The following is a 25,457-nucleotide window of genomic DNA, read 5'->3' as shown; positions in this document are numbered from 1 at the left end:
TAATCCACTTCATGAAATTCATCATCATTCTCGCTTTTCTGGCCATTTTGGCCAGCCTGGGAAGCGCCCTGTTCTTCATGATGCGCAAAGGTGATGACAGCCGTGACAGCGAGGCCGACGATGCCCTTCGCCGCCGCAAAATGTTCCGCGCCCTGGCCTGGCGCGTGGCGCTTTCCATCACGCTGTTCGTCTGCATTCTGCTGGCCGCCAAGCTGGGCTATATCCAGCCCACGGGCTGGCAGCCGGGTCAATGACTCGCTAGCAATAACAAAGCGCCTTGCGCTTGTCTATTCAGGGTTCTGGCATCAAATCATGTCAAAACCCTTGAATGACAGGCGCAAGGCGCTTTGAATTGAGGAGCACTACATCCAGTACACGAGGATGTAGAGAAAGACCCAGACCACGTCCACAAAGTGCCAGTACCAGGCCGCACCTTCGAAGCCGAAATGGTGCTTGTCGGTAAAGTCGCCCTTCATCAGGCGGATGGTGATGAAGAACAGCATCAGCATGCCCACCAGCACGTGAAAGCCGTGAAAGCCGGTCAGCATGTAGAAGGTGGAACCGAACACGCCGGAGTTGAGCTTGAGGTTGTACTCTGTGTACAGATGGTGGTATTCATAGCCCTGCACGCACAGGAAGATGAAGCCCAGCACCACCGTCATCCACATGAAGGCAATGCAGCGTGCGCGATGGTTGGCCTGCAGCGCATGGTGGGCAATCGTCAGCGTCACGCCCGAGCTCATCAGCAGCGCCGTGTTGATGGTGGGCAGCCAGAACGGGCCCACGGTCTTGAACGGCTCGACAATATTGGCCGGCGAGGCCGTGGCCCCGGGGCTGACGCTGGGCCATACGGCCTGGAAGTTGGGCCACAGAATTTCATTGGCCAAGCTGCCCAATGCCGGCACGGAGTGCACACGGGCCCACCACAGGGCGGTGAAGAAGGCGCCAAAGAACATCACCTCCGAGAAGATGAACCAGCTCATGCTCCAGCGGTAGGACAGATCGATTCTGCGGCTGAACAGACCGGCCTCGCTCTCGCGTGCTGCCTCGCGAAACCAGACAAACAGCACGGCCAGCCACCAGATCAGACCCACGAACAGGGAGTACATGCCCCACTCATGTCCGTTGATCCAGTTACCGGCCCCCAGAATCACAAAGAACAGGCCGATCGCCGCCATGACGGGGTGACTGGACGCTGCTGGCACATAGTAGTAAGGGGTTGCGCCCTGCGGGGTTGCACTCATCACTCTGCTCCTGACACTGTTGATCGTTGTTCTTAACTACAGTCCACTCACACCCGTTCAGCCAAGGCTAAACGACCATATTCACTATCCATATCAACGCTAACACCAAGATAAAGATCGCCACCAGCCCGACGCCAATCACATGCAGCGGGGTGATGCTGGCGAAGTCGCGCTCATATTCCTTGCCCTTGCGCACTCCCAGCATGGCCCAGCCCACCGCCACGATGGAGCGAAAAAAACTTTGCTTTGGCGGCTGCTCTTCGCTCATGAGGCAGGCCTCGCAACAGGCGATGTAACTGGCAGCTGCACCGCAGCCGTGCCCGTTGGCGGCGCAGCAGGCGTCTTGCCGCCGACTTCAAAAAACGTATAGGACAGGGTGATGGTCTTCACATCCTTGGAGATGCGCGGATCAATCACAAACGCCACCGGCCACTCGCGCTTTTCGCCAGGGTCCAGCGTGTACTGGGAAAAGCAAAAGCACTCGAGCTTGTTGAAATAGGCCGTGGCCTGCCGTGGCGCATAGCTGGGAATGGCCTGGGCCGCCATGCGCTTGTCCTGCACGTTCTGAAACTCGTACATGACGGTGGCCAGCTCGCCAGGGTGCACTTTGATGGAGCGCATGGCCGGCTTGAAATCCCAGGGGCCGCGCGCGTTGGCATCAAACTCCACGGTGATGGTACGGCTGGTGTCTATCTGCGTGTTGGCAGGCACTTTCACATCGCGCCCGGCCGAACCGCCACCGGGCACCTGGCGCTCGGAGAGCGACAGGATATTGATGCCGGTCAGCTCGCAGATATGCTTGTAGATGGGAATCAGCACATAGCCGAACGCAAACATGCCCAGCGCCACCGCTGCCAGCTTGCCCACCATCTTTGCATTTTCCTTGGCGATGCTCACCGCGTTCTCCTGTGTTGGCAGACCCCGCTCGGGTCAGGATATCCAGGCCATCTTGACCATGAAGCCGAGCAGAAAGACCAGCGCCGTGGACGCCAGAATCAGCCCCAGCCGGACATTGGCCTTGCGCTGCTTTGCGGTTTGCATATGAGCTCCTTGGGTCTTTAGCCGATCACGCGGGTGGCGGTCTCGTCAAGCTTGGGCGGGGTTTCAAACGTGTGGAAGGGCGCAGGCGATGGCACTTCCCACTCCAGGCCTTCTGCGGCTTCCCAGGGCTTTTGCGGCGCTTTTTCGCCCTTGCCGCGCATGGCGGGAATCACCACGAACACGAAGAAGTACACCTGCATCAGACCGAAGCCGAAGCCGCCGATGGAGGCCACCATGTTGAAGTCTGCAAACTGCATGGGATAGTCGGCATAGCGACGCGGCATGCCGGCCAGACCCAGGAAGTGCATGGGAAAGAAGGTGACGTTGAAGAAAATCAGCGAGCCCCAGAAGTGGATACGGCCGCGGGTTTCGGAATACATCACGCCCGTCCATTTAGGCGCCCAGTAGTAATAGGCGGCAAACATGGAGAACAGCGATCCCGCCACCAGCACATAGTGGAAGTGGGCCACCACGTAATAGGTGTCCTGCAGCTGGATGTCAATGGGCGCCATGGACAGAATCAGGCCGGTAAAGCCGCCCATGGTGAACACGAAGATGAAGCCCACGGCAAACAGCATGGGGGTTTCAAAGCTCATGGAGCCGCGCCACATGGTGGCCGTCCAGTTGAACACCTTCACCGCCGTGGGCACGGAGATCAGCATGGTCGCGTACATGAAGAACAGCTGACCCGTGACCGGCATGCCGGTGGTGAACATGTGGTGCGCCCAGACAATGAAGGACAGGATGGCAATCGCGGCCACGGCATAGACCATGGAGGTGTAGCCGAACAGGCGCTTGCGGCTGAAGGCGGGCACGATCTGACTGACGATACCGAAGGCCGGCAAGATCATGATGTAGACCTCGGGGTGACCGAAGAACCAGAAAATATGCTGGTACATCACCGGATCGCCACCACCAGCAGGGTTGAAGAAGCTGGTGCCGAAATGGCGGTCGGTCAGCGTCATGGTGATGGCGCCGGCCAGCACCGGCATCACGGCAATCAGCAGATAGGCGGTGATCAACCAGGTCCAGGCGAACATGGGCATCTTCATCAGCGTCATGCCGGGTGCGCGCATGTTCAGGATGGTGACGATGATGTTGATCGCCCCCATGATGGAGGATGCACCCATGATGTGCATGGCAAAGATGCTGGTGTCCATGGACGGACCCATTTGCAGCGTCAGCGGCGCATACAGCGTCCAACCTGCGGCAGGAGCGCCACCGGGCATGAAGAACGAACCCACCAGCATGGCCCCGGCCGGAATCAGCAGCCAGAAGCTGAAGTTATTCATGCGGGCGAAAGCCATGTCGGAGGCGCCGATCTGCAGCGGCAGCATCCAGTTCGCAAAGCCCACAAAGGCCGGCATGATGGCGCCGAACACCATGATCAGGCCGTGCATGGTGGTGAGCTGGTTGAACAGCTCGGGGTTGACGATCTGCAGGCCGGGTTCGAACAGCTCGGCACGGATCAACATGGCCAAAATTCCGCCCACCATCAGCATGGCGAACGAGAACAGCAGGTACATCGTGCCGATGTCCTTGTGATTGGTGGCAAACAGCCAGCGCCGCCAGCCCGTGGGCATGTCGTGGTGGTGATCATCGTGCGCATGGTCATGACCATGATCCGCAGGTGCGTGGACGGGAGGTACTACGGCGCTCATATTCTTTTCTCCAATCGGTCTTCAGTACCTGTGGCTTACTGCGCAGCGGCGGCTGCAGGCATGGCTGCCGCCGCAGGCTGATCAGGGGCTGCAGTTGGTGCTGCAGCACTGCCACCGCCTTCGGGGAACTTGCCGCTACGCGCCATCACGAATTGCGCGGGTTGAACCAACTGGCCGGTGTGGTTGCTCCAGTGGTTCTTGGTAAAGGTCACCACGGCCGCCAAATCGGTGTCGCTGAGCTGCTTCCAGGCAGGCATGGCACCGTTGGCACGCCCTTCCAGCACCGCATGCATCATGTCGGCCGTTGCGCCCAGCACGACCGGGCTGCCGTCCAGAGCCTTGATGGGACCGGCTCCCTTGCCATTGGCCTGGTGACAGGCTGCGCAGTTGGCGGCATAGACTTTTTCGCCACGGGCCACCAGATCGGCCAGCACCCAGACCTTGTTGGGATCATCCTGTTTGGCAGCCAGCTTTTTTTGCTCGCCAGCCACCCAGGCGGTGTAGTCAGCGGCAGACAGCACCTTCACATGGATAGGCATGTAAGCGTGCTCCTTGCCGCACAGCTCGGCGCACTGTCCGTAATAGTCGCCGGCTTTCTCGGCCTTGAACCAGGTATCGCGCACAAAGCCAGGAATCGCATCCTGCTTGATGCCGAAGGCCGGCACCATGAAGGAGTGAATCACATCGTTGGCGGTGGTGATGATGCGGATCTTCTTACCCATGGGCACAACCAGCGGGTTGTCGACCTTGAGCAGATAGTCATTGGGGGCGGCAGAGACATTGCCGCTGTCGGACATGGCGCGGTGGCCGCTGTCCAGCGTGGAGACGAAGCTCAGACCCTCGCCTTCGCCATTGAGGTAGTCATAGCCCCACTTCCACTGATAGCCGGTCGCCTTGATGGTCAGGTCGGCATTGGTCGTGTCCTTTTGCGCCACCAGCACCTTGGTGGCAGGCAGGGCCATGATGATGACGATGATGAAGGGGACGATGGTCCAGGCCAGTTCCACCTTTACCGACTCATGAAAGTTCGCGGCTTTGGCACCCTTGGATTTGCGGTGCTTCCAGATGGAATAGAACATCACTGCAAACACGCCGACAAAGATCAGCGTGCAGATGATGAGCATCATCCAGTGCAGATTGTGCTGCTCCACCGCAATGCGCGTGACGGGCGGATGCAAATTGAGCTGGTTGACCGCAGGCCCTCCCGGCAAATCCTGCGCAGCATGCACCAAAGAACTACCCCATGCCGCCAAGGTCAAACTCCAGGGAACCAGCTTGGTGGAAATGTTTTTCATCGTTTTCACTTACCTCTAAGCCTCGGGTTATCCGCTAGCTCACACCCGCTGCAGTCCCAGGGGACCGCGCGCCGTGAAACTCACACTCTCTTGCAAACTACACCGCAGCATGCATCAAAGTTTGATAGCAATGTCTGCGCGCATTCACTAATACGAGCACCAGGAACTCATGCCAGCGGCGCGCTCGAAAGCGCTGTCGCACGGCTTTTTGCGAACTACAAAAAAGGCAGGCCTGCGGCATGAAAAATCCATGCGCAAGCCGAACTGACAAAGCAGCCCAAAACAAGAGAAGGGACGAGAAGAACGCCGCATCGGCCACGGGGCCGAAGCAGTCAGCGCGGATTCGGCAACACGGCCTGCATCCGGCTTTCGGTGATGATCAAATCTGCGAACTGACGGCCTTTGAACCCGCTGGCCAGTCCCCTTGGCAAAGCGAAACACCCTACATCTCCCCTGGCAGCCCTCGGGCCAGCCTTTGTTTTGTCTTTCCAGCCGGAGAGAAGCCGGAAAGCGACGCTGCTATCGATTCAAGAACTGGGGAAATTGTAGGCAGCTTTGTGTTTTCTCAATGACCGGAAAACGACAATTGGGCTATCGCAAACCCGTGTTGCGCGACTGGTGCAGCATGGCCCGCATGTCCTGCAAGGACACCGAACTATTGGCTTCCAGCTTCACCTTGGGCTGGGGTTTATAGGCGTGGCCGTAGACGATTTCGAAGGTTAAAGACAATTGACCGTCAGCCTGCTTGTCACGCCACTTCTCGGCCATTGCGGCTTCAAGTCGCGCCAGCCACTGGCGGCCTCGCAAGCCGGCAAAACGGGCCGGATGCAGATTACGCCCCAGCTCGCGCAGCTCCTGCAGCAGCCGCTGCGGCGTGGCAAAGGTGAGGGTGATGTGCTCCATGTCCATCACCGGCTCGCTGAAGCCGGAATGCACCAGCATGTCACCCCAGTCATGCATGTCCGTGAAGCTGTGACCTGCCGGGCCCAGACCCAGGTCGGCATAGAGACGATGCAGCTGACGTACCGTGTCCGGCCCCAGGCAGGAGAACATCACATAGCCGTCAATCTTGAGCAGCTTGTGCCATTGTTCGATCAGCGTCTGCGGATCGCCTGCGGTGTGCAGCAGCATATTGGCCCAGAGCATGTCCATGCTGGCGTCCGCAGGCTGTGCCACCTGCACGCCAGCGCCTTTCCAGCGCGCCATCTGCCACCAGCGGCTGCCCAGCTTTTCCTGCGCCAGCAGTTGGCGCGCCGCCACAGGCTCATACACCGTGCATTCAGCCTGCGGATAGCGTTCACGCAGCAGATCGTGGGCCTGCATGCCGCCGCGCACAGGCTCCCAGTGGCACCAGTGCTCGGGCGGCTTGACGATCCATTCCAGACGCTGCTGCATGCGGCTTGCCACCTCCTCATGCAGCCAGGGTGCCTGCGCCGGTGCGGCCTCGTGCCAGCGACGGGCGGCTACAGGGTCAATGGTGGGAGGCAGCTGATGGGACATGACGGTGCGTGCAGACAGATTGACAGAAGGCGCGAGGCCGCTGCCATAAAGGGAAACAATGCGGCGCGAGTATATTGATTCCATGCCCAACCTTCATGCGACATGGCTTTCGCGCCTGCGCCAGCCCTGGGATGCTGCCTTGCAGGCTTTGCCCAGCCAGTGCGCCATTTGCAGACGCTGGCCGGCCGAGCGCCTATGCGCCGACTGCCTTGCGCGCTGGGCCCAGGCCAGTCACCGCTGTCTGCGTTGCGCTCTGCACCTTCCGGCGCCGACTCCGCTTTGCGGGGCTTGCCTCCGGCAGCCGCCATCGCTGGCCGCCTGTGTGGCGGCCGTGGACTACGCCTATCCATGGCAGCAGCTGATTGGCGACTTCAAATTCAGGGCCGATATCGGGCTGGCCCGCAGCCTGGGCCGCTTGCTGGCCGAACATGCCCCTGCGCAGCCGTTGCTGCAAAGCTGCGATGCACTCATACCCGTGCCCGCTTCCGCCAGGCGCCTGCGCGAGCGCGGCTTTGACCATACCTTGCTGCTGGCGCGCGCCCTGAGTCGCCAGTTGCCCTGCTCGCTGGAGATTCGCTCTCACGCCGTGCAGCGCCAGCACACCGATATGCCGCAGCACGTGCTGAGCCGTCATCAGCGCTTGCGCCAGCTGCGCGGCGTTTTTCAGGTCCCACCTGCGCATGCCGAGGCAATCAAAAGCCAGCACCTGCTGCTGTTTGACGACGTGATGACCACCGGCGCCACGCTGAACGCACTGGCCGGCAGCCTGCTCCAGGCCGGAGCCGCCTCGGTGTCGGCCCTGGTCATCGCCAGAACACCGTGATGGCTTTGCTTCCAATCTGCGCTTGTTTCTGCTCAACCCGACCCGCAAGTCTGGAACTGCGGCATGCCAGCACAGCCAAGGCCAGCCAACTGCACAATAGCGCCCCATGTTTCATATCGTTCTTGTGGCCCCGGAAATCCCACCCAATACGGGCAACGTCATCCGCCTGGCGGCCAATACAGGCTGCAGCCTGCATTTGATCGAGCCCTTGGGCTTTTCCATGGAAGACCGGCATATGCGCCGTGCTGGACTGGACTATCACGAGTACGCCTCGGTACAGCGCCACACCAGCTGGGATGCTTTTCTGCAGACCAGCCAGCCCGACCGCAGCCGCATGTTTGCCATGACCACCCATAGCAGCAGCCCGGCACACGCCATTGCCTTCAGGGCCGGCGACTGGCTGGTGTTTGGCTCGGAAAGCAAGGGCCTGCCCGCCGAGGTGCGCACCCAGTTTCCCAACGAACAGCGCCTGCGTCTGCCCATGCTGGCGTCCCAGCGCAGCCTGAACCTGTCCAACGCCGTGGCGGTGACGGTATTTGAAGCCTGGCGTCAACTCGGCTTTGAAGGTGCTGCGCTGGCGGAGCCGACTCCCGCACCTTAAGTTCCCACAGAATTAGCACTGTTTGTGAAACGATAAGTTGCGGTTACGGGGATTTTTCTTTTGATTGCATCGGTCTACAGTGGCACTCATGGATTGCAGCCAACCGGCGATATCCGTCAGGACTGCAAGCCACGCTGAAAAGGAAGAATCATGAAATACGCCAACCGCCTCGCAATCGTTGCCACCCTTGCCATGTCTGCCGCCGCCGCACAGGCTGCAGGATTTGACTTCACCAGCGGCCATTACCCACCCCAGACCGAAAGCCACTCCACTCTGACCCGTGCCCAGGTAAAGGCCCAGACCATGGATGCTCTGGCACAAGGTCAGCTGCTGTCCGGAGACGCCTCCTACCTGCCCCTGTCCGCCCAGACACAGCAGCCTTCTAACCTCAGCCGCGAACAAGTACGCCAGGAAACGGTAGCCGCTGGCAAGGCCGGTTTGCTGGACAGCTACGGCGAATGAAAACCAAGGCCTGTGCCAGAAAAGCGCCAGGCAAGCGCCAGAACCCAGCCCCACAGGCAGCAAAGCCCCAAGGAAACCCTTGGGGCTTTTTTCATTTCAGGGCAATGCAGCAGATCTCAGGCCGCAGCACCAAAGCTGCGCGCCAGCGATTCAGCCACGCATACCGGCTTGTCGCTGCCTTCGCGCTCCACCGTGACCAGCCAGGTCATCTGAATACCGTCGGGCTCCACACGCTCGGCATGCTGCAAGTTCATGCGGGCGCGCAAGCGGCTGTTGACGGGCACGGGAGCCACAAAACGCACACGGTTGAGGCCATAGTTCACGCCCATCTTCGAGCCCTCGATGGAAAACGTGGATTCAAAGAACTGAGGCAGCAACGACAGCGTCAGAAAACCATGGGCGATCGGCGCGCCAAACGGGCCTTTGGCGGCCCGCTCCGGGTCGGTGTGAATCCATTGCTGGTCGCCCGTGGCGTCTGCAAACATCTGGATCTGTGCCTGGGTGATGGTGACCCAGTCGCTGACCGCAACTTCCTGGCCAATGCAGGCCAGCACTTCGGAGTAGGAGTGGAAGGTTTTCATGCACCCAATGTAGAGGGCGCCCATGTCAGGCTTTGTCTGCCATGCGACAAGTCATGGCAAACCACTAAAAATCCAGCAAAACAAGGCTTTAGCCCTTACTTGGCAATGGCTGGAAGCTATGACTTTTAATGTTGAAGCTTACTGATTTGCACGCTGAACAAAGAACAGCCCTGTACCCACCGCCACCAGCAGGCTGCCGAAGACGCGATTTTGGTTGCGCATGGCACGGGCGCTGCGCATCAGGCTGCGCAAGGCGCTGGCTCCGGCGGCATAGCTGTGCATGACCACGGTGTCCACAGCCAGCATGGTCACCGCCAGAATCGCCAGCTGCGGAGCCAGAGGGCGGTTGCTGCTCATGAACTGGGGCAGCACGGCCACCATGAAGATGATGCCCTTGGGATTGGTGGCATTGGTCAGAAATCCGGTGAGCACCCGCTTTTGAAAGCTGATCTGCGGCATGCTCTCCTGCGCAGCCAGCGCCGAGCCGCCGGCCCGCCACTGGCTGATGCCCAGATAGATCAGATAAGCAGCGCCCACGATCTTGACCACGTTGAAAGCAATCTCCGAGGCCATCAACAGCGAGCCCACTCCGGCCCCCGCTATCAACAAGATGAGCAACAAACCCAGTTGCAGCCCCAGGATGGTGGCACTGGTCTTGCGCACGCCATATGAAAGCCCATGGCTCATGGACAACACAGCCCCCGAGCCCGGCGACACCGCGATGATCCAGGAAGCCACAAAAAACGCCAGCCAGGTATGCCAATCCATGAGAAACCCCAAACGCCAAAACCGTAAAGCAAGAGCAGTATCTTAAAAGTTGTGCTCTTTGCCTGCAGACCCTGGCGGGACAGCCCCAGGCGGGACAGCCCTTGCATGCCGTTCACACCGATTGGCTGCAAATTTGCTGCCGGCCTTTAACTGGCAACGGTTTCTGAGTGCCACAATGTTCTAACAATACGGGTTAACACCAATCAAACACGACCCACATATGGAACACAGCGCTCCCATCTGGCTGACTTACGGCTTTACCTATCTCGCTGCGGCCGTTCTGGCCGTGCCCCTTGCCCGCGCCCTGGGTCTGGGGGCCATCATCGGCTACCTGGGCGCAGGCATTGCCATGGGCCCCTGGGGTTTAGGGCTGGTGAGCAATGTGGAGGACATACTGCACTTTGCCGAATTTGGCGTGGTGCTCATGCTGTTTGTCATCGGCCTTGAGCTGCAGCCCAAGCGGCTGTGGGAGTTGCGCCGACCGATTTTCGGCTGGGGCATGGCACAGATGGCAGTCTGCACCGGCATTTTGTTTTTGGCCGCCTGGGCCTTTGGCTTTTCATGGCGGGTCAGCCTGATCGCCGGCATGGGGCTGGCACTATCGTCCACCGCCATCTGCCTGCAAGTCATGTCCGAGCGCAATCTGATGCGCACGCCCAGCGGTCAGGCCGCGTTCTCCATCCTGCTGTTCCAGGACGTGGCCGCCATTCCCATCCTGGCGCTGATCCCGATTCTGGGCGCCTACAAGGCAGCCGCCGCCACCCATGGCGAAAGCCATGTCTGGCTGACCATTTTCAAAACCGTGGGCACGATTGGCGCCGTCATCATCGGCGGGCGACTGCTGCTGCAACCGGTGCTGCGCTGGATTGCCCGCAGCAAGACGCCCGAGATCTTCACCGCCACGTCGCTGCTGCTGGTGGTGGGCATTGCCATGCTGATGGTGCAAGTCGGCCTGTCCATGGCACTGGGCGCTTTTCTGGCCGGCGTGCTGCTGGCCGACAGCGAATACCGCAGCGAGCTGGAAACCAATATCGAGCCCTTCAAAGGCTTGCTGCTGGGCCTGTTCTTCATGGCCGTGGGCATGAGCATCGATTTCGGCGTGATTCTCCAATCGCCTCTGGCCATGGCAGCCATGGTGCTGGGCTTTTTGAGCCTGAAGGCGCTGATGATCTTTGGCCTGGCCAAGGTCATGAACATTCCCTGGCGCGAGCGCCCGGTCTTCACGCTGATGCTGGCCCAGGGCGGCGAATTTGCCTTTGTGGTCTTCCAGACTGCGGCCCAGTACAAGGTGTTCCAGCACAGCGTCTCCTCCATGCTGGTGGCCGCCGTGGCGCTGTCCATGCTGCTGGGGCCTTTGCTGCTGGTGTTGCTGGACAAGCTGCTGCTGCGCCGCTTTGCGGCTATCAAGGAAGCCCAGGACCCGCAGGACAAGGCCAGGGAAATTTCAGAACCCCAGGAAGCCCCCATCATCGTGGCCGGCTTTGGCCGCTACGGGCAGATCGTGGCCCGCGTGCTGCTGGCCCAGGGCATACGCCCCACCATCCTGGACCACAGCGTGGAAATGCTGGAGGCCGCTCAGACCTATGGCTACCGCGTCTTCTATGGCGATGCCACACGGGTCGATCTGCTGCGCATTGCCGGCGCGGCCAAAGCCCGCGTGCTGGTGATTGCCGTGGATGCCCCCGACCAGTCCGTCAAGATTGCCAGCCAGGCGCGCAAGCATTTCCCCGATCTGGAAATCGTGGCCAGAGCACGAGATCTGGACCACTGGTTTCGCCTGCGCGACCTGGACATAGAGCACATACAGCGTGAAGTGTTCGAGTCCAGCCTGGCGTCGGCCCAGTCCGTTCTGGAACTGGTAGGCGAAAGCCCTGCCGATGCCAAACGCATGGCCGAGCGCTTTCGTGAACACAATCTGGATCTGGCCGAGCGCATGTACCCGCATTACAAGGATCAGAACCAGAATCAGCTGATTGCCGTGGCCAAACAGGGGCGCCAGCAACTGGTGGAACAGATGGCAAAGGAGCGCGCCGCACTGCTGCAGGACGAACAGCCGGACGGCCAAAACCACAGGCCAGCCGGCCGGGATGAGGCGTGATACGCTGCGCGCCATCATGTTCAACCCCAGTCAAGCCGACGTACGGCTATTTTTTTGCGGAGTGCGCGCCAAGATGATCAGCGGCGCCCCCATGGAGGCCATCGAGACGCTGGCCAGTCTGTGGATTGATGAGCACCCCGAGTATTTTGCAGAGCTGTCCGATGTGGATGCCGCTCTGGTGCGCAACTATGACGCCGAGCCCGAACGCACCAACCCGTTCCTGCACCTGTCCATGCACCTGTCCATCAGCGAGCAATGCAGCGTGGACTCTCCACGGGGCATTCGCCAAGCCGTGGAATTGCTGACCAAAAAGCGCGATCTGCACGACGCCCACCATGCAACCATGGAATGCCTGGGCCAGATGCTCTGGGAAAGCCAGCGCTCGGGCCGCCCGCCCGATGGCGAGGCCTATGTGGCAGGCGTGCAGCGGCTGGCAACCAGCGACGGGAGTTTCAAGAGCTCCCCCTGAGGCGCTGCGCGCCTTCCCCCTCTCTCTTCGGGAGGGGGACAACGGCCTCTCTGCGGGACTGCCCTTGCTTGCCATCACCGGTATTTGGCACATGCCTGATCAAGCGCATCGCCAACGACTCATCACTCATAAAAAAACACAAAGCCCGCATCTGCGGGCTTTGTGTTGTGGGTGATGCAAATTACTTTTGCCCCAGCTTGAAGTGCGGCTGGGCTACGACCTGCATCTCGCTGTCCAGGCTGCCTATATATTTGGCCAACAGCTGCAGCTCGTTGTTGTTGAACTGCTTGGCGATACCGGCCATCACGCCGTTGCTGCGACCTATATGGGGATTGCCTTCGGTCTTGTATGACTGCAGGGCACGGAAGACGTAATCCGAATACTGGCCCGCCACCTTGGGGTAGGAGGGATCAATGGGTTTGGAAAACGCTTCGCCATGACAGGAGAAACAAGCGCCTTTTTGCAGCAGCGGGGCAACGGCTGCGCTGGCTTCCCTGGGCTTGGCATCCTTGGTTTTGCCATGGCTGGCATAGAGCGCTGCCACGTCGGCCATGTCCTGGTCGCTCAGTGAATCGGCAATGCCGCGCATGGTGGGGTGTTTGCGCTCGCCTTTTTTATAGGCCTGCAATGCAGAGACGATGTAAGCGGCATTCTGGCCGCCAATCATGGGAACTTTGTAAACTTCAGGGAAACTGGCCTGATAGCCTGGAATGCCGTGGCAGCCGATACACATGGCAATCTTTCCCTGCCCTGCTTTTGCATCGCCGCTGACGGCCTGGGCCTGTGCCAGACTGGTCACTGATGCGACAGCTGCTGCCAATACCGTGGTCCAAGTTTTTCTCATTTTGCGCGCACAATCCTTCAAGAGTTCAGACGGGTGCTCAATGCCTTGCTGCAGTGAAAATGATTATGGCAGCGAGAATTTGACACGCTTATCCCTACTTACGCTGATAGACCGCCCATGAAGTTCCAAGGTTCCGACCAATACGTTGCCACACAAGACCTGATGCTGGCCGTCAACGCCGCTGCCACGCTGCAGCGTCCGCTGCTAGTCAAGGGCGAGCCCGGCACGGGCAAGACCATGCTGGCCGAAGAAGTGGCCTCCGCGCTGAAGATGCCGCTGCTGCAGTGGCATATCAAATCCACCACCAAGGCGCAGCAAGGCCTTTATGAATATGACGCCGTGAGCCGTCTGCGCGACAGCCAACTGGCGGATGTGGAAGGCAGCGAACGCGTCAAGGACATCAACAATTACATCGTCAAAGGCGTGCTGTGGCAGGCCTTCACGGCCAACGAGCCCGTGGCCCTGCTGATCGATGAGATCGACAAGGCCGACATCGAATTCCCCAACGATTTGCTGCGCGAAATCGACCGCATGGAGTTCTACTGCTACGAGACGCGTCAGATGATTCGCGCCAAGCACCGGCCCCTGGTCTTCATCACTTCGAACAACGAAAAAGAGCTGCCAGACGCCTTTCTGCGCCGCTGCTTTTTCCACTACATCAAATTCCCCGATCAGGAGACCATGCGCCAGATCGTGGCCGTGCACTTCCCCAAGCTGCAGGGCGAATTGCTGAGCGCCGCCATGAAGGTCTTTTATGACGTGCGCAACCTGCCGGGTCTGAAGAAAAAGCCTTCTACATCTGAGCTGATCGACTGGCTCAAGCTGCTGGTAGCCGAGGACATTCCACCGGAATCGCTCAAGGCCGAAGACGGCAAGGTGACCGTGCCGCCGCTGGTAGGTGCTTTGCTCAAGAACGAACAGGATATGAGTCTGTTTGAAAAGCTGGTGTTCATGAACCAGCGCAACCGATAGGCCGCACCTGCGACCGGAGGAGACCTCGATGAGCACTGCACAGCAATTGCTGCTGGAAGGCTGTACCGACGCGCTGGGTTTTGTGGGCGGCGCCCTGGCCGGCTGGGGCCTGGCCCATGTGCTGGGTCTGGAGCTGTTTGCCCCCGGCTATGGGGCGGGCACCATTGCGGCCATTGCCCTGGTGGGCCTGTGCGCCGGCCTGGGCCTGAAGCTGGCCAGATTTGGGCGAGCCCGCATGCGTGTGCAGACGGGCAAGAACTGAGGAGGTGGATCATGGCATTTATCGAACCTGTCACCTTGCGCGACCGCGGCGTGCGACTGGAGCCATTGGGCCTAGAGCATGAAGCCGGGCTTGCCGCCGCAGCGGCCGATGGCGAACTGTGGAAGATTCGCGTCACCTCCGTGCCCGAGCCGCAGGAAACCCGCAGCTACATCGAAACCGCCTTGCTGGGCCGCGAGCAAGGCCACCGCTTTGCCTTTGCCGTGCTCGACGATGCCAGCGGCAAGGTGCTGGGCACCACCAGCTATCACGACATCGTTCCCGCCATTCGCCGCGTGGAAATCGGCTACACCTGGTATGCAGCCAGCGTGCAGCGCTCTCATGTCAACACCTCGGCCAAGCTGCTTCTGCTGGCCCATGCCTTTGGCACGCTGGCCTGCCATGTGGTGGGCTGGCGCACGGACAATTTCAACTTTGCCAGCCAGCGCGCCATCGAGCGCCTGGGTGCGAAAAAAGACGGCGTCATCCGCGGCCATGCACTGCGCCGCGACGGCACGATACGCGACACGGTGATGTACAGCATGCGTAGCGGCGAGTGGCCGGAGGCCCGTGCCCAGTTGCTCTATCTTCTGGAGCAGCATGCGACCGCCAAATAAGCGCTGGAGGCATATTTGATGCTGATTGATTTCTTCTACACCTTGCGCGCGGCCAAGCTGCCGGTTTCGGTCAAGGAATTTCTGATGCTGCTGCAGGCGCTGGATGCCGGCATCGTCGGCCCCAAGGGCGAGAACTGGAGCCTGGATGATTTCTATCATCTGGGCCGCACGATCTTGGTCAAGGACGAGAAGCACTACGACAAATACGACCGCGCTTTTGCCGCCTATTTCAAGGGTGTGGAAATGCTGGCCGACCTGACCAAGGAAATTCCGCAGGACTGGCTCAAGCAGTTGCTGGAGCGCGAACTCAGCCCCGAAGAGAAAGCCAAGCTCGAAGCCATGGATTGGGACGAGCTCATGGAGACGCTCAAGAAACGACTGGAAGAGCAAAAAGAGCGCCACGAAGGCGGCAACAAGTGGATTGGCACCGGCGGCACCAGCCCCTTCGGTCACGGCGGCTACAACCCGGCCGGCATACGCATTGGCGGGCCGGGCCGCAACAAAAGTGCAGTGAAAGTCTGGGAGCAGCGCGCCTACCGCGACTACGACGACACCCAGGAGCTGGGCACGCGCAACATCAAGGTGGCGCTGCGCCGCCTGCGCAAGTTTGCGCGCGACGGCAACGAGCTGGAGCTGGATCTGCCCGACACCATTCGCGCCACGGCAGCCAATGCCGGCTATCTGGATATCAAGATGATTCCGGAGCGGCACAACAACGTGAAAGTGCTGCTGCTCATGGACGTGGGCGGCACTATGGACGAGCATATCCAGCGTGTGGAGGAGTTGTTCTCGGCGGTGAAAAGCGAACTCAAGCACCTGGAGTTCTATTACTTTCACAACTGCGTCTATGACTTCATGTGGAAGAACAACCGCCGCCGCTTTGCCGAGAAGTTCTCGACCTGGGACATCATTCGCAAATACAACAAGGATTACAAGCTGATCTTTGTCGGTGACGCGACCATGAGCCCTTATGAAATCCTGCAACCCGGAGGCTCGGTGGAATACATGAACGAGGAGCCCGGAGCCGAGTGGCTGCAGCGCCTGACCCATGCTTTCCCCAAGTTTGCCTGGATCAACCCCGAGCCTCAGGGCGTCTGGCAATACCGCCAGAGCATCTCCATCATCGAGCAGCTGATGAGCCAGCGTATGTACCCTTTGTCACTCAAGGGCTTGGAGGACGCCATGCGCATGCTGTCAAAATAGGAGGATGCCCAAGAAATTGCCTCTGACAGTAACGGCCTTGAGGCCAAGTTTTCTTTTGGGAGCTGCTTTGTTGCTTGGCGGCTGCAGCCTTCTCTCCCCCAAAGACAAAGATGCCGACCCGGCCATTGCGGCCGTGACCGGAGACCCGGCATTCACACTGGAAGTGGATGCCCCCAAGGAAATTCGCGAGCTGCTGGAAAAGCATCTGGAGCTCAAACGCTATCGCTATCAACCCGATCTGCAACGGCGCGAACTCACGCGCCTGTTGGGAGCGACCGATGCCAATGTGCGCGATCTGATCGGCACGCTGGGCTACTTCAGCCCCACGGTAACCGTAGAACTCAGCGACACGCCCGATGACGAAGCGCCGAGCAAGATCGTGGTGAAAGTGGACCCCGGCCCGCCTGCGCTGATCGAAAAGTCCGATGTGCGCTTTACCGGCGTCAATGCCGAAGATGAGCTGGGTCTGTCGCAAAGACTGCAGATTCTGGAGACCTGGCCGCTGCAGCCCGGCGAACAGTTCACCCAGTCGGCCTGGAGCGGCGCGAAAAGCGGCGGTTTGAGGGAGCTGCAAAAGCGCCGCTACCCGCTGGCCCGCATCGATTCCAGCCTGGCCGACATCGACGCCGACACCCACAAGGCCAATGTCAGCGTAGCTTATGCGCCCGGCCCGGCCTACAGCTTCGGCCCGCTGCAGATTGAAGGTGCCGAGCGCTACGACCCCGTGGCCACGGCGCGCATTGCCCGCCTGCCTGAGGGCCAGGAATATGATCAGCAATCCATGCTCGATGCGCAACAGCGCCTGGTCAGCAGCGGCTACTACGAATCGGTGTTTCTGACCCTGGCCGATGCCCCGCAGCAGACGGCGAGCGAAGAGAAAAACCAACAAGCCCGCGACGCCCAGGGTGCCCAGGTCACCTCTCCGGTAATTGCCAAGGTTCGCGAAGCCAAGCTGCAAAAATGGGTGTTCGGTGTGGGTATCAGCACCGATACAGGCCCGCGCCTGTCCGTAGATCACATCCACAACAAGGTGCCGGGGCTGAACTGGCGCGCCGTGAGCAAGCTGCAGCTGGACAGGAAGAACCCTCTGATCTCCACCCAGGTCACCGGCTTGCCCGGCGAGGACTTGTGGCGCTGGTTTGCGGGCGGCAAGCTGGAGCGCTCGCCAGCCGGCGACTTCAACACCAACAGCGCCATGCTGCGCATGGGCCGCTCCAAGGCCGACGACCACATCGAGCGCAACTATTATCTGCAATACGACTATGCCAAGACCCTGGGCGATGGCGCGCCGCCCGGTGCCTCGTCGCTGATGGCCAACTACGGCTGGACGGCACGCTACTTTGACAACAATCTGCTGCCAAGTTCGGGCTTCGGTCTGGCCTGGGAGGCTGGTGCAGGCACCACGTTGAACCCGCAGAAAACACCGTTTGGCCGCATCACCGGCCGCTGGCTGAGCCTGATCCCTATGGGCGAGCGCGATGAGGAAACCCGACGCCGCAGCCGCTTGCAGCTCAAGGCATCGGTGGGTGCCTTGCTGGCCAGAAAAGAGGTGGACATCCCCACCACGCTGATGTTTCTGACCGGTGGCGACAACACCGTGCGCGGCTACGGCTATCAATCCATAGGCGCACGCACCGACAACAACCGCGTCATCGCGGGCCGCTACCTGGCCTCGGGCAGCGTCGAATGGCAGCGCCCCGTCACCATCAAGGGCAATACGCAGGACTTCGAACACACGCTGTTCGTCGATGCGGGTACGGTGGGCGATGAGTTCGATCACATGTACATGCGCGTCGGCGTGGGTACCGGCATCCGCTGGAAAAGCCCCGTAGGCCCCATACAAGCAGATATCGCCTGGGGCGCACAGGAAAAGCAGCTGCGGCTGCACCTGCGCCTGGGCTTCACGTTCTAAACATGACGGATACCCCAACCAACAGCCCGGGCCAGACGCCCGAGGCCAATCACAACCCCGGCACAGCCCCCGCAACCCCGCGCAAGCGCCGCCGCTGGCTGCGTACACTGGGCTGGCTGACGCTGACCCTGATGCTGGTGCTCGCCATCGCTCTGGGCAGTCTGTTCTGGTGGATAGGCCGCGACGACTCTCTGGCCCAGACCTTGCAACGTGTGGCGCGCTGGCTGCCCGAAGGCCAGAGCCTGTCTGCCAAAGAGGTGACGGGAAGCGTCAAGAACGGCGGCCGCATCGGCTGGCTGCAATGGCAAAGTCCGACCATGAAAGTCGAGATCAAGGACGCCAAAATCGGCTGGCAGTTGCGCCCGCTGATCTTCTCGCGTGTCCTCAGGCTCGGCGAGGTGCACGTGGCCGAGCTGCAGATTGCCAGCACGCCAGACCCCGAGAAAAAGCCCAGCGAGCCGCTGCAATCGCTGCACCTGCCCGTCAAGATCGAGCTGCCTTTCAAGGTCGATCGCATTGTCTGGAACGGCCCACCCGAGGTTGTGGTGCAAGACCTCAGCGGCGTTTATGAATACACCGGCAGCCATCACGAGCTGCAGGTTCGAAGCCTGCACGTGGCCGATGGCAACTACCAGCTGCAAGCACGCATGCAGGGTGCAGCTCCCATGCAGCTCAAGGCGCAGCTGCAAGGCCAGCTGCAAACGCCCAACCCCTTGCAAGCCAAAAACGGCCTGCCTGCGGCCCTGATCGAGGTGCTGGCCAAGGCGCAGATTGAAGGCACGCTGGCAACCGAAGCGGCCCAGCTGAGCCTGAGTGCCCATGCAGAGGCGCAAATTCAGGAGCAACCAGCGCTTGAAGAAAAAGCCTCTGATGATAAAAACACTTCAAAGTCAAGTAACAGCAAGCGCAAGCAGCTAGAGAAAGCAGAGCAAGCTGTCGAAGACCTGCCCATGCTGGCCGATATCAAGGCCAGCATCATGCCCTGGAAAGAGCAGCCGCTGCTGTCCGCTCAGGCTTTGCTCAAGAATCTGGACCTGGCGGCTTTCTGGCCCCAAGGCCCGCGCACAGCCCTGTCCGGCGAGCTGACCGCCGGTCCCGGTCCGGTGTTGACCGCAGATTCCGCCACCACCGCAGGCCAGCAGCCGCAAGCCAGCGAGCACAGCCAAGCGACCTGGGCACTGTCCGCGCAGTTCAGCAACGCCCTGCCCGGCCCATGGGACAAGCAGCGCTTGCCGATCAAGCAATTGCAGGCCCGTGTCAACTTTGACGGCGGCCAGTGGCTGGTCGATGAAAGCCAGATGGAGATCGGCAAGGGACAGCTCAAGCTCACGGGCCGCTATGTTCCCGCAGGCCAGATGTTCGACGGCAAGCTGCTGATCGAGCAACTCAACCCCACAGACATTCTGAGCACGCTGGAAGCCGCGCCGCTGCAAGGCTCTGTGCAGGCCCAGACGCTGACGCCAGACTTGCCCGTCAACCCGCAAGATCGCCAGCAACCCGAGCCTGCACCCGCCGTGGCCTTCGCTGTTGATCTGCGTGCCGCAGGCAAGCCCCAGGGCAAGGCGCTGCGCATTCAGACCCTGGCCGGCAAGGGCCAGTGGCAAGCGCCGCTGCTGCAGCTGGAGACTCTGCAGCTGGAGGCACTGCAGGCCAAGCTAGATGCCAAAAATGTGGAATTCAACACCGAGAGCCAGCAGGCCAAGGCCGAACTCAAGGCCAGCGTGCCCGGCGCCGATCTGCAACTGGCAGGTCAGATGGGCCCCAAGGATGGCAAGGGGCAAACCACGCTGAAGCTGAGCTCGCTGACCCAGCTGACCCAGTGGCTGCGCAAACTGCCCGGCATGCAAGACCCGCTGAGCGGCGCACAGCTGGACGGCACCGCCAGCGCCGAGATGGACTGGAGCGGCGGCTGGGGCAATTTGCTGCAACGCATCCAGGCCAGCCAGGGCGCGCAGCTGCCCGCCAGCGGATTGCAGATCAAGGCCAATGTGCAGGGCGAAAAAATTCGCTACCTGGCGGCCAATACGCCGGCCGAGCAAGCCATCGTCATTCCCGCGCTGCAGCTGAGTATCAAGGGCAGCCCCGAAAACGCCAAGATTGCCCTGATCGCCCAGGCCCAGCAGGCCGGCCAGAGTGTGCAACTCGATACCGTGTTGCAAGCCGGCCTGTCCAATGCCAAGGCGGCTGCGCCACTGGACTGGCAAGCCAGCCTGGAAAAGCTGCAAGCCCAGCTCAAACCCGGCAACGGCAAGCCCGGCCCCTGGGTGGCCCAGCTCATGCCAGGCGCGCCGGTGCAGATCAGCCAGCGCACCAGCGGCAACACCGTGCTGAGCACGGCCTATCAAATCAGCGCCGGCCGACTGCAGCTGACACCGCCCGATCTGGGCATACGCCGCACCGGCAGCGAACCGCTGGCCCCGGTGCAGCTCAGCTGGAACGACAGCAAGGCCACCAAGGCAGGCAACGGCCAGTGGGGCCTGACCAGCACGGGTCGCGCGCAAGGCATTCCGCTGGCCTGGGTTGATGCATTCAGCGTGGGCGATGACGATCCACCGCTGGAGTCAGCCGGTCTGTCGGGCGATCTGAGCTTCAATGGTCGCTGGGATGTGGACACTTTGGGCAAGGCCCTCAAGGCCGAACTGGTGGTGGAGCGCGCCGCTGGCGATCTGCGCCTGGCCGTGGAAGAGAGTTCGGGCACGACCGTGGTGCAAACCACTGGCCCCACCGCCACCAAGGCCGGCAGTACCCGCACCCGCACCATCAAGGGCGCGGGCATGCGGGCTCGCATCAAGGACGCACGCCTGACCGTGCAGGCCCAGGGCAGCAATGTGACAGCCAAGCTGCTGTGGGATAGCGAGCGCGCAGGCAATGGCACGGGCGAGCTGCGCACCCAGCTCGCCTATGTCGATGGCGGCTGGACCCTGCCCGACAAGGCTCCGCTCTCGGGCCAGCTCCATGCCAAGATGCCCGATATCGGCATCTGGACCCTGTTTGCTCCGCCAGGCTGGCGCATCAAGGGTGCGCTAGCCGCAGATGTGGTCATCAGCGGCAATCTGCAAGATCCCCAATGGGCCGGCAATATCAGCGCCGACGGCCTGAGCATCACCTCCATCCTCGACGGCATTGATCTGCAGGACGGCGTGCTGCGCGCCAAGCTGCAGGGCACGCGGCTGGATATCACCGAACTGCGCCTCAAGGGCGGCAAGGGCAGCAAGACGCGCATTCTGGGCTATAGCGGCAACCTGACCAGCGCTCCCGATGACGGAGGCGAGCTGATCGGCTCCGGCTATGCGCAATGGACGGCGCCAGGCAGCAGCGGCGGTGAACCCACCCTGTCCATGAACCTGCAGGCCGAAGCCAAAAAGCTGCAGGTACTGGTGCGCGCCGACCGCCAGGTCAGCATCTCCGGCAAACTGCAAGCCAGACTGGAACAAGGCCAGTTTGTGCTGCGTGGCGATCTGGGAGTGGATCGCGCTTCCATCATCCTGCCCGAGGAGTCCGCACCCTCTCTGGACAAGGACGTGGTGGTGCACTCCGCCGCATCGCGTAAGGCCGAAGAGGAAGAACGCAGAAAGCAAGAGCGTGTCGCACGCAAGGAACAGGCCCGCGCCACACCACGCAAGGTGCCGGACATCCTCGTCAAACTGGATCTGGGCCGCGACTTTGCCCTGCAAGGCTTTGGCATCACCACGCGGCTGCGCGGCCAACTGGAAATCAAAGGTGCCAGCTATGTGGGCGGCCCGCCCAGCGTGACCGGCGAGATCAGCACCGAGCAAGGCCGATACCGAGCCTGGGGCCAGTCGCTGGATGTGGAAACCGGCCTGATCCGCTTCAACGGTCCTTACAACAACCCTTCGCTGGATATTCTGGCCCTGCGCCCCAACATCGCCGTCAAGGCCGGTGTGCAGGTGCTGGGCACGGCCAGCGCACCACGCGTGCTGCTGTACTCGGACCCCGTCCTGCCTGATGCCGAAAAACTTTCCTGGGTCGTCATGGGCCGCGACCCGGCCAGCGGCGGTGCCAGCAGCGCCCTGCTGCAGCAAGCGGCCATGGCCTTGCTGGCCGGCGGCAACAGCAGCAGCGGCAAGATTGCGAGCAGCCTGGGACTGGATGAAGTGGGCTTCAAGGGCGGCGGCGACAACGACGCCTCGGGCGCAGCCCTGACCTTGGGCAAGCGCCTGTCGGACAACTTGTATGTGACCTATGAACAAAGCCTGTCGGGGGCCATGGGCATCATCTACATCTTCTACGACCTGTCACGCAACGTCACACTGCGTGCCCAGACAGGGATGACCAGCGCTCTCGATCTGGTCTATACCGTGCGCAAGGATTAAGTATCAAACATGCTATTAGTTCTTGATCAACAAGCGCCATCCGCTATAGAAGTTGATGTAGCGTACCGGCACGCAGCCCTTGAGGCTGCCGCTGAACGGTCGATCCCGGCCATCCAGGCCAAAGGAGCAAGCCAACGCAGTTAGAATCGCAGCTTCTCCCCGTAGTTCAATGGATAGAACGGTCGCCTCCTAAGCGACAGATACAGGTTCGATTCCTGTCGGGGGGACCAAATTCAAGACCGCGAAGGTGCATAACCTTCCGGTCTTTTTCTTTTCTCCCCCTGTAGACCTCAATTCGAAGTGCGCCGAAGTCCATGGAAGTGTGCCGCAATCCGGGGGCATCTGGGGGCACATTTGGGGGCACATTTTTAAAAATTGGGGGCACATTTCAGATGCCCCCAGTTTTCCGCCCCCTGGCTTCATCTCGAATGACGCCACTGACGAAAAATTTGCCAAGTTGATAAAAGTCTGTGCCGCAGTTCGTAAAAAGCCCAGAGCACTCCGGACTCTGTTAACTGCATGGCCTCTAAGCTGTAGCTGGGAAGCCTTGAGGGTGGACGATCCGATCAAAATCTTGCTTATCCACCTCAAGCCCTTCGGCATTGAACTTACGAATCAGGGCGAACACATAGGACGGTGAATACAGCTTCCTCAAACCCTCTCGACCCGACGCTTGGTAAATCTCATGAGATTCCGCAAGGCTGCGCCGTGGTTCGGTGTAGTTCTGGCCCTTGACCTCTTTCAGCCATCGCTTGTAGCCAAGCCCCCCAATCTTCCCTAGGACTGCGGGCGAAGATATGTTGTAGCTTGCATTGTCCAGCTTGAGCTTGTTAGGCACGCCCCTGTAAAAGGCCAATGCATCGTTGGCCTGGTCATGATCCAGAAATAAATCTTCATCCACCTCTGGATAACCATGCAGGAACCCAGCGGGCGTAAGGTAGAGCGGATCAGAGAACTTTCGCGAACGCCAGACAGGAGCGCCTCCAAAGCTAGGGTTGCTCGACCGAAACCCAATTTCGACAGACACCCGGCCTTTGATGTAGGGGCGCAACTCAGAATCATCGCCTTCAAGGTACAACGAAATAGCCTGGTCAATCTGCTGCATCCGGGCAGGTGGAATGAGCTGATCGAAGATACCTGGCACCTTAGCCTGCCAGACCTTGGGAATGAGTTCGAGCATCTGCGTGGAATACCACGTTTCTACATGCCGCAGTGTTTGTCGCGAGTGGCCACAGGCGGCTCCATTGGCCTGTAAAACAAACGAGACAGCCTCCCGTTTATGGCGCTCAGCTTGAGCATTGATTGCTTTTCTCACACTGTCCCACCTTTCTTTACGCCTCGATTTTTTTGCACTGTCACTCTGCGCACTTTTGCTGCCCAACGCAGACCAAGGAGCGCCCCTGGTCAGCCCATTTCGGGCGCTGGCAATTAACCAACAAAAAAGCATCAATCAAAAGAGCGCAAGAGATGCCGCTTTTTCAATGTTCTTCCGGATATTGACAAAAATTCTTGGGGACATTGGGGACAGCCCCAAAAACAGCACTTAACCCACTGTCACCATTAAAGAAAAGTGTCCCCAAAATTTTTTGGGGACAAGCGTTTTTGCTTGGGGACATTGGGGACAAATTCTCAGAAATTCGCCATTCTTCACCCATAAAGATTACCGCCGTACTCTTTTCAGCCTAATGCCGCGAACCACAGCCGCTTCCACCTAAAAAACTCAGCACACCAAAAAAGCAAAAAACTGCAATTCAACTACAAACAAAAAAGTCATTAATACGCAAAAAAGCTGTATTTCCATTCAGCGAGCGATGCTTGTTCACTGGAACGTTCACTTTTCACAGGCTCATCCACTGGCGCACCCAAGGGGGTCGAATTACCCCCATGAGGAACATTGCCAGGAGTACCTATAGGGGGGTCTCCGACCAATGAACCATGACCGCCGGCTGAAGCGCGCAGCCAGCTCCCATCCTGGAGCCACTCCCCCTTATTTTTCGCGCAGAACACATCTCCCCTGCGCCCCATCCCTCTGGCGGATTCCCGTTATGAGAACCACGCTGGGCAACGTGATACGGTAAGCCTCCCCAGCCGCCTGATGCACCGCTGCGGCTGCTGCCAAGGGAACCGCAGCGAGACGCGGCACAGCAGCTGCGGCCAATGCAGCCGGATTTTTCACCAGCCTGCTAAATGTCGATCGGGGATCGGCCTTGGCAGAGCTTATCAAGGATGGGAGCACTGCCACACTGGGCAGCAACGCTACAGCCACCGCGGCTTCCCCACCGTCGCGCAAAGCACGCTGAACGGCAGATAACGACGCATTCCGTTCCCCCATCACTCCGGCTGCCGATGCGATCGCTTTGAGCTCATCGGAATCATTCAACTGCCAGCGCAATGTCACGAGCTGCTCAAGGACCAAAAGCTCAATCTCTTCGATACTTGCACTCGGGGCACAACTGCTACCGATGTGCTGCAGCACGTCCTTGGCTGCCTCCAGATATGAAACTCCGCCTCTTCGCGTAGCGTTGCGCAAGCTGTTTCCCGCAAAAAGCTGCAACTCCCGATACAGAAACTTCTAATTAAAGAAAGTTCTGATGGTTTGAGAATCCCTCATTGAAGCAAGGCGTCCGAAAGGACGTTCTTGCTGCCCGACACCCCCCCGGATTTGAGTAGCAGATGCACTTGGAGTCCAATCCCAAACGACAGGAGATTGGACGTGAAAAAGCGATTTAGCGAAGAGCAGATCATTGGCTTCCTGAGGGAGGCTGAATCAGGG

At 60.1% G+C, this 25,457-nt stretch carries 26 protein-coding genes and 1 tRNA gene; 15 read left to right on the top strand and 12 right to left on the bottom strand.

The genetic code is table 11. The annotated features are described in order from the left end of the window. Window positions 1-11: 11 nt before the first annotated feature. Window positions 12-254: a twin transmembrane helix small protein gene (locus ACNAZA_RS21090; RefSeq protein ID WP_120971395.1), complete on the top strand. Its 243-nt coding sequence runs from the start codon at window positions 12-14 to the stop codon at window positions 252-254. Window positions 255-362: 108 nt separating this feature from the next. On the opposite strand, the gene ACNAZA_RS21085 is transcribed toward ACNAZA_RS21090, so the two are convergent. The 6 genes from ACNAZA_RS21085 to coxB form a co-directional block, all read right to left on the bottom strand. Beyond that, window positions 363-1,244 carry a cytochrome c oxidase subunit 3 gene (locus ACNAZA_RS21085; RefSeq protein ID WP_415798455.1) on the bottom strand — a complete coding sequence of 294 codons (882 nt, stop codon included), beginning with the start codon at window positions 1,242-1,244 and terminating at the stop codon, window positions 363-365. Window positions 1,245-1,311: 67 nt separating this feature from the next. Then, window positions 1,312-1,512, bottom strand: coding sequence for a DUF2970 domain-containing protein (locus ACNAZA_RS21080; protein ID WP_120971397.1), 201 nt, complete (start codon window positions 1,510-1,512; stop codon window positions 1,312-1,314). Further along, on the bottom strand, window positions 1,509-2,141 hold the full coding sequence (locus ACNAZA_RS21075) for a cytochrome c oxidase assembly protein (RefSeq protein WP_415798454.1): 633 nt from the start codon (window positions 2,139-2,141) through the stop codon (window positions 1,509-1,511). Before ACNAZA_RS21075 ends, ACNAZA_RS21080 begins: the two co-directional genes overlap by 4 nt. 33 nt (window positions 2,142-2,174) lie before the next feature. Next, window positions 2,175-2,285: a cytochrome oxidase small assembly protein gene (locus tag ACNAZA_RS21070; protein ID WP_415798453.1), complete on the bottom strand. Its 111-nt coding sequence runs from the start codon at window positions 2,283-2,285 to the stop codon at window positions 2,175-2,177. Between the two features lie 17 nt (window positions 2,286-2,302). Continuing rightward, on the bottom strand, window positions 2,303-3,946 hold the full coding sequence (ctaD, locus tag ACNAZA_RS21065) for a cytochrome c oxidase subunit I (protein ID WP_415798451.1): 1,644 nt from the start codon (window positions 3,944-3,946) through the stop codon (window positions 2,303-2,305). A 35-nt stretch (window positions 3,947-3,981) separates the two neighbouring features. After that, window positions 3,982-5,241: a cytochrome c oxidase subunit II gene (gene coxB, locus ACNAZA_RS21060; protein ID WP_415798450.1), complete on the bottom strand. Its 1,260-nt coding sequence runs from the start codon at window positions 5,239-5,241 to the stop codon at window positions 3,982-3,984. A gap of 239 nt (window positions 5,242-5,480) precedes the next feature. Here coxB and ACNAZA_RS21055 point away from each other — a divergent pair, with 239 nt between their 5' ends. Beyond that, the gene (locus tag ACNAZA_RS21055; protein WP_415798449.1) at window positions 5,481-5,813 is read left to right on the top strand and encodes a hypothetical protein; all 333 of its coding nucleotides are present in this window, start codon (window positions 5,481-5,483) and stop codon (window positions 5,811-5,813) included. A 19-nt stretch (window positions 5,814-5,832) separates the two neighbouring features. On the opposite strand, the gene ACNAZA_RS21050 is transcribed toward ACNAZA_RS21055, so the two are convergent. After that, a complete protein-coding gene (locus tag ACNAZA_RS21050; protein ID WP_415798470.1) occupies window positions 5,833-6,741 on the bottom strand; it encodes a class I SAM-dependent methyltransferase in 909 nt (302 codons plus the stop codon). Window positions 6,742-6,823: 82 nt separating this feature from the next. Here ACNAZA_RS21050 and ACNAZA_RS21045 point away from each other — a divergent pair, with 82 nt between their 5' ends. The 3 genes from ACNAZA_RS21045 to ACNAZA_RS21035 all read left to right on the top strand — a co-directional run bounded on the left by ACNAZA_RS21045 (window position 6,824) and on the right by ACNAZA_RS21035 (window position 8,627). Continuing rightward, window positions 6,824-7,564 (top strand): phosphoribosyltransferase family protein, encoded by a 741-nt coding sequence (locus ACNAZA_RS21045; protein WP_415798448.1) that lies wholly within the window; start codon window positions 6,824-6,826, stop codon window positions 7,562-7,564. 106 nt (window positions 7,565-7,670) lie between these two features. After that, window positions 7,671-8,165, top strand: coding sequence for a tRNA (uridine(34)/cytosine(34)/5-carboxymethylaminomethyluridine(34)-2'-O)-methyltransferase TrmL (gene trmL / locus ACNAZA_RS21040; protein ID WP_415798447.1), 495 nt, complete (start codon window positions 7,671-7,673; stop codon window positions 8,163-8,165). 150 nt (window positions 8,166-8,315) lie between these two features. Beyond that, window positions 8,316-8,627 (top strand): DUF4148 domain-containing protein, encoded by a 312-nt coding sequence (locus tag ACNAZA_RS21035; protein ID WP_415798446.1) that lies wholly within the window; start codon window positions 8,316-8,318, stop codon window positions 8,625-8,627. Window positions 8,628-8,743: 116 nt separating this feature from the next. Here the strand turns inward: ACNAZA_RS21035 and ACNAZA_RS21030 are convergent, their stop codons facing one another. Further along, on the bottom strand, window positions 8,744-9,208 hold the full coding sequence (locus ACNAZA_RS21030) for a MaoC family dehydratase (protein WP_415798445.1): 465 nt from the start codon (window positions 9,206-9,208) through the stop codon (window positions 8,744-8,746). Window positions 9,209-9,230: 22 nt separating this feature from the next. Between ACNAZA_RS21030 and ACNAZA_RS21025 the strand changes: the two genes are divergently transcribed. After that, window positions 9,231-9,353 (top strand): hypothetical protein, encoded by a 123-nt coding sequence (locus ACNAZA_RS21025; RefSeq protein WP_415798444.1) that lies wholly within the window; start codon window positions 9,231-9,233, stop codon window positions 9,351-9,353. Here ACNAZA_RS21025 and ACNAZA_RS21020 read toward each other — a convergent pair. After that, complete coding sequence (locus ACNAZA_RS21020) at window positions 9,347-9,976, bottom strand: LysE family transporter (RefSeq protein ID WP_415798443.1); 630 nt, start codon at window positions 9,974-9,976, stop codon at window positions 9,347-9,349. The two genes, ACNAZA_RS21025 and ACNAZA_RS21020, sit on opposite strands and share 7 nt — an antisense overlap. Window positions 9,977-10,196: 220 nt before the next feature. On the opposite strand from ACNAZA_RS21020, the gene kefC reads away from it, so the two are divergent. Together kefC and ACNAZA_RS21010 are read left to right on the top strand one after the other, a co-directional pair. Further along, on the top strand, window positions 10,197-12,074 hold the full coding sequence (gene kefC, locus ACNAZA_RS21015) for a glutathione-regulated potassium-efflux system protein KefC (RefSeq protein ID WP_415798442.1): 1,878 nt from the start codon (window positions 10,197-10,199) through the stop codon (window positions 12,072-12,074). A 16-nt stretch (window positions 12,075-12,090) separates the two neighbouring features. Further along, on the top strand, window positions 12,091-12,543 hold the full coding sequence (locus ACNAZA_RS21010; protein WP_415798469.1) for a DUF1841 family protein: 453 nt from the start codon (window positions 12,091-12,093) through the stop codon (window positions 12,541-12,543). Between the two features lie 181 nt (window positions 12,544-12,724). Here ACNAZA_RS21010 and ACNAZA_RS21005 read toward each other — a convergent pair whose 3' ends face one another. Continuing rightward, window positions 12,725-13,387 carry a c-type cytochrome gene (locus tag ACNAZA_RS21005; protein ID WP_415798441.1) on the bottom strand — a complete coding sequence of 221 codons (663 nt, stop codon included), beginning with the start codon at window positions 13,385-13,387 and terminating at the stop codon, window positions 12,725-12,727. Between the two features lie 117 nt (window positions 13,388-13,504). Here ACNAZA_RS21005 and ACNAZA_RS21000 point away from each other — a divergent pair, with 117 nt between their 5' ends. The 7 genes from ACNAZA_RS21000 (at window position 13,505) to ACNAZA_RS20970 (ending at window position 22,914) form a co-directional block, all read left to right on the top strand. Continuing rightward, window positions 13,505-14,359, top strand: coding sequence for an AAA family ATPase (locus tag ACNAZA_RS21000; protein WP_415798440.1), 855 nt, complete (start codon window positions 13,505-13,507; stop codon window positions 14,357-14,359). Window positions 14,360-14,387: 28 nt separating this feature from the next. Continuing rightward, window positions 14,388-14,621, top strand: coding sequence for a hypothetical protein (locus tag ACNAZA_RS20995; RefSeq protein ID WP_415798439.1), 234 nt, complete (start codon window positions 14,388-14,390; stop codon window positions 14,619-14,621). A gap of 11 nt (window positions 14,622-14,632) precedes the next feature. Further along, window positions 14,633-15,235 carry a GNAT family N-acetyltransferase gene (locus ACNAZA_RS20990; protein WP_120971410.1) on the top strand — a complete coding sequence of 201 codons (603 nt, stop codon included), beginning with the start codon at window positions 14,633-14,635 and terminating at the stop codon, window positions 15,233-15,235. Between the two features lie 18 nt (window positions 15,236-15,253). Continuing rightward, complete coding sequence (locus tag ACNAZA_RS20985) at window positions 15,254-16,438, top strand: vWA domain-containing protein (RefSeq protein WP_415798438.1); 1,185 nt, start codon at window positions 15,254-15,256, stop codon at window positions 16,436-16,438. 4 nt (window positions 16,439-16,442) lie between these two features. Continuing rightward, window positions 16,443-18,350, top strand: a complete 1,908-nt coding sequence (locus ACNAZA_RS20980; protein ID WP_415798437.1) for an autotransporter assembly complex protein TamA — start codon at window positions 16,443-16,445, stop codon at window positions 18,348-18,350. A gap of 2 nt (window positions 18,351-18,352) precedes the next feature. Further along, window positions 18,353-22,684: a translocation/assembly module TamB domain-containing protein gene (locus ACNAZA_RS20975; RefSeq protein ID WP_415798436.1), complete on the top strand. Its 4,332-nt coding sequence runs from the start codon at window positions 18,353-18,355 to the stop codon at window positions 22,682-22,684. Between the two features lie 155 nt (window positions 22,685-22,839). Next, window positions 22,840-22,914: transfer RNA gene (locus ACNAZA_RS20970), tRNA-Arg, on the top strand. 296 nt (window positions 22,915-23,210) lie between these two features. On the opposite strand, the gene ACNAZA_RS20965 is transcribed toward ACNAZA_RS20970, so the two are convergent. Continuing rightward, window positions 23,211-23,999 (bottom strand): hypothetical protein, encoded by a 789-nt coding sequence (locus ACNAZA_RS20965; protein ID WP_415798435.1) that lies wholly within the window; start codon window positions 23,997-23,999, stop codon window positions 23,211-23,213. A 672-nt stretch (window positions 24,000-24,671) separates the two neighbouring features. Next, window positions 24,672-25,214 (bottom strand): hypothetical protein, encoded by a 543-nt coding sequence (locus tag ACNAZA_RS20960; protein WP_415798434.1) that lies wholly within the window; start codon window positions 25,212-25,214, stop codon window positions 24,672-24,674. Between the last annotated feature and the right edge of the window lie 243 nt (window positions 25,215-25,457).

It is taken from the genome of Comamonas aquatilis (assembly GCF_965139575.1).
Taxonomy (GTDB): domain Bacteria; phylum Pseudomonadota; class Gammaproteobacteria; order Burkholderiales; family Burkholderiaceae_C; genus Comamonas; species Comamonas aquatilis.
The sequence above is the reverse complement of the archived record's forward strand: the minus strand, read 5'-3'. Positions and strand labels throughout refer to the sequence as shown.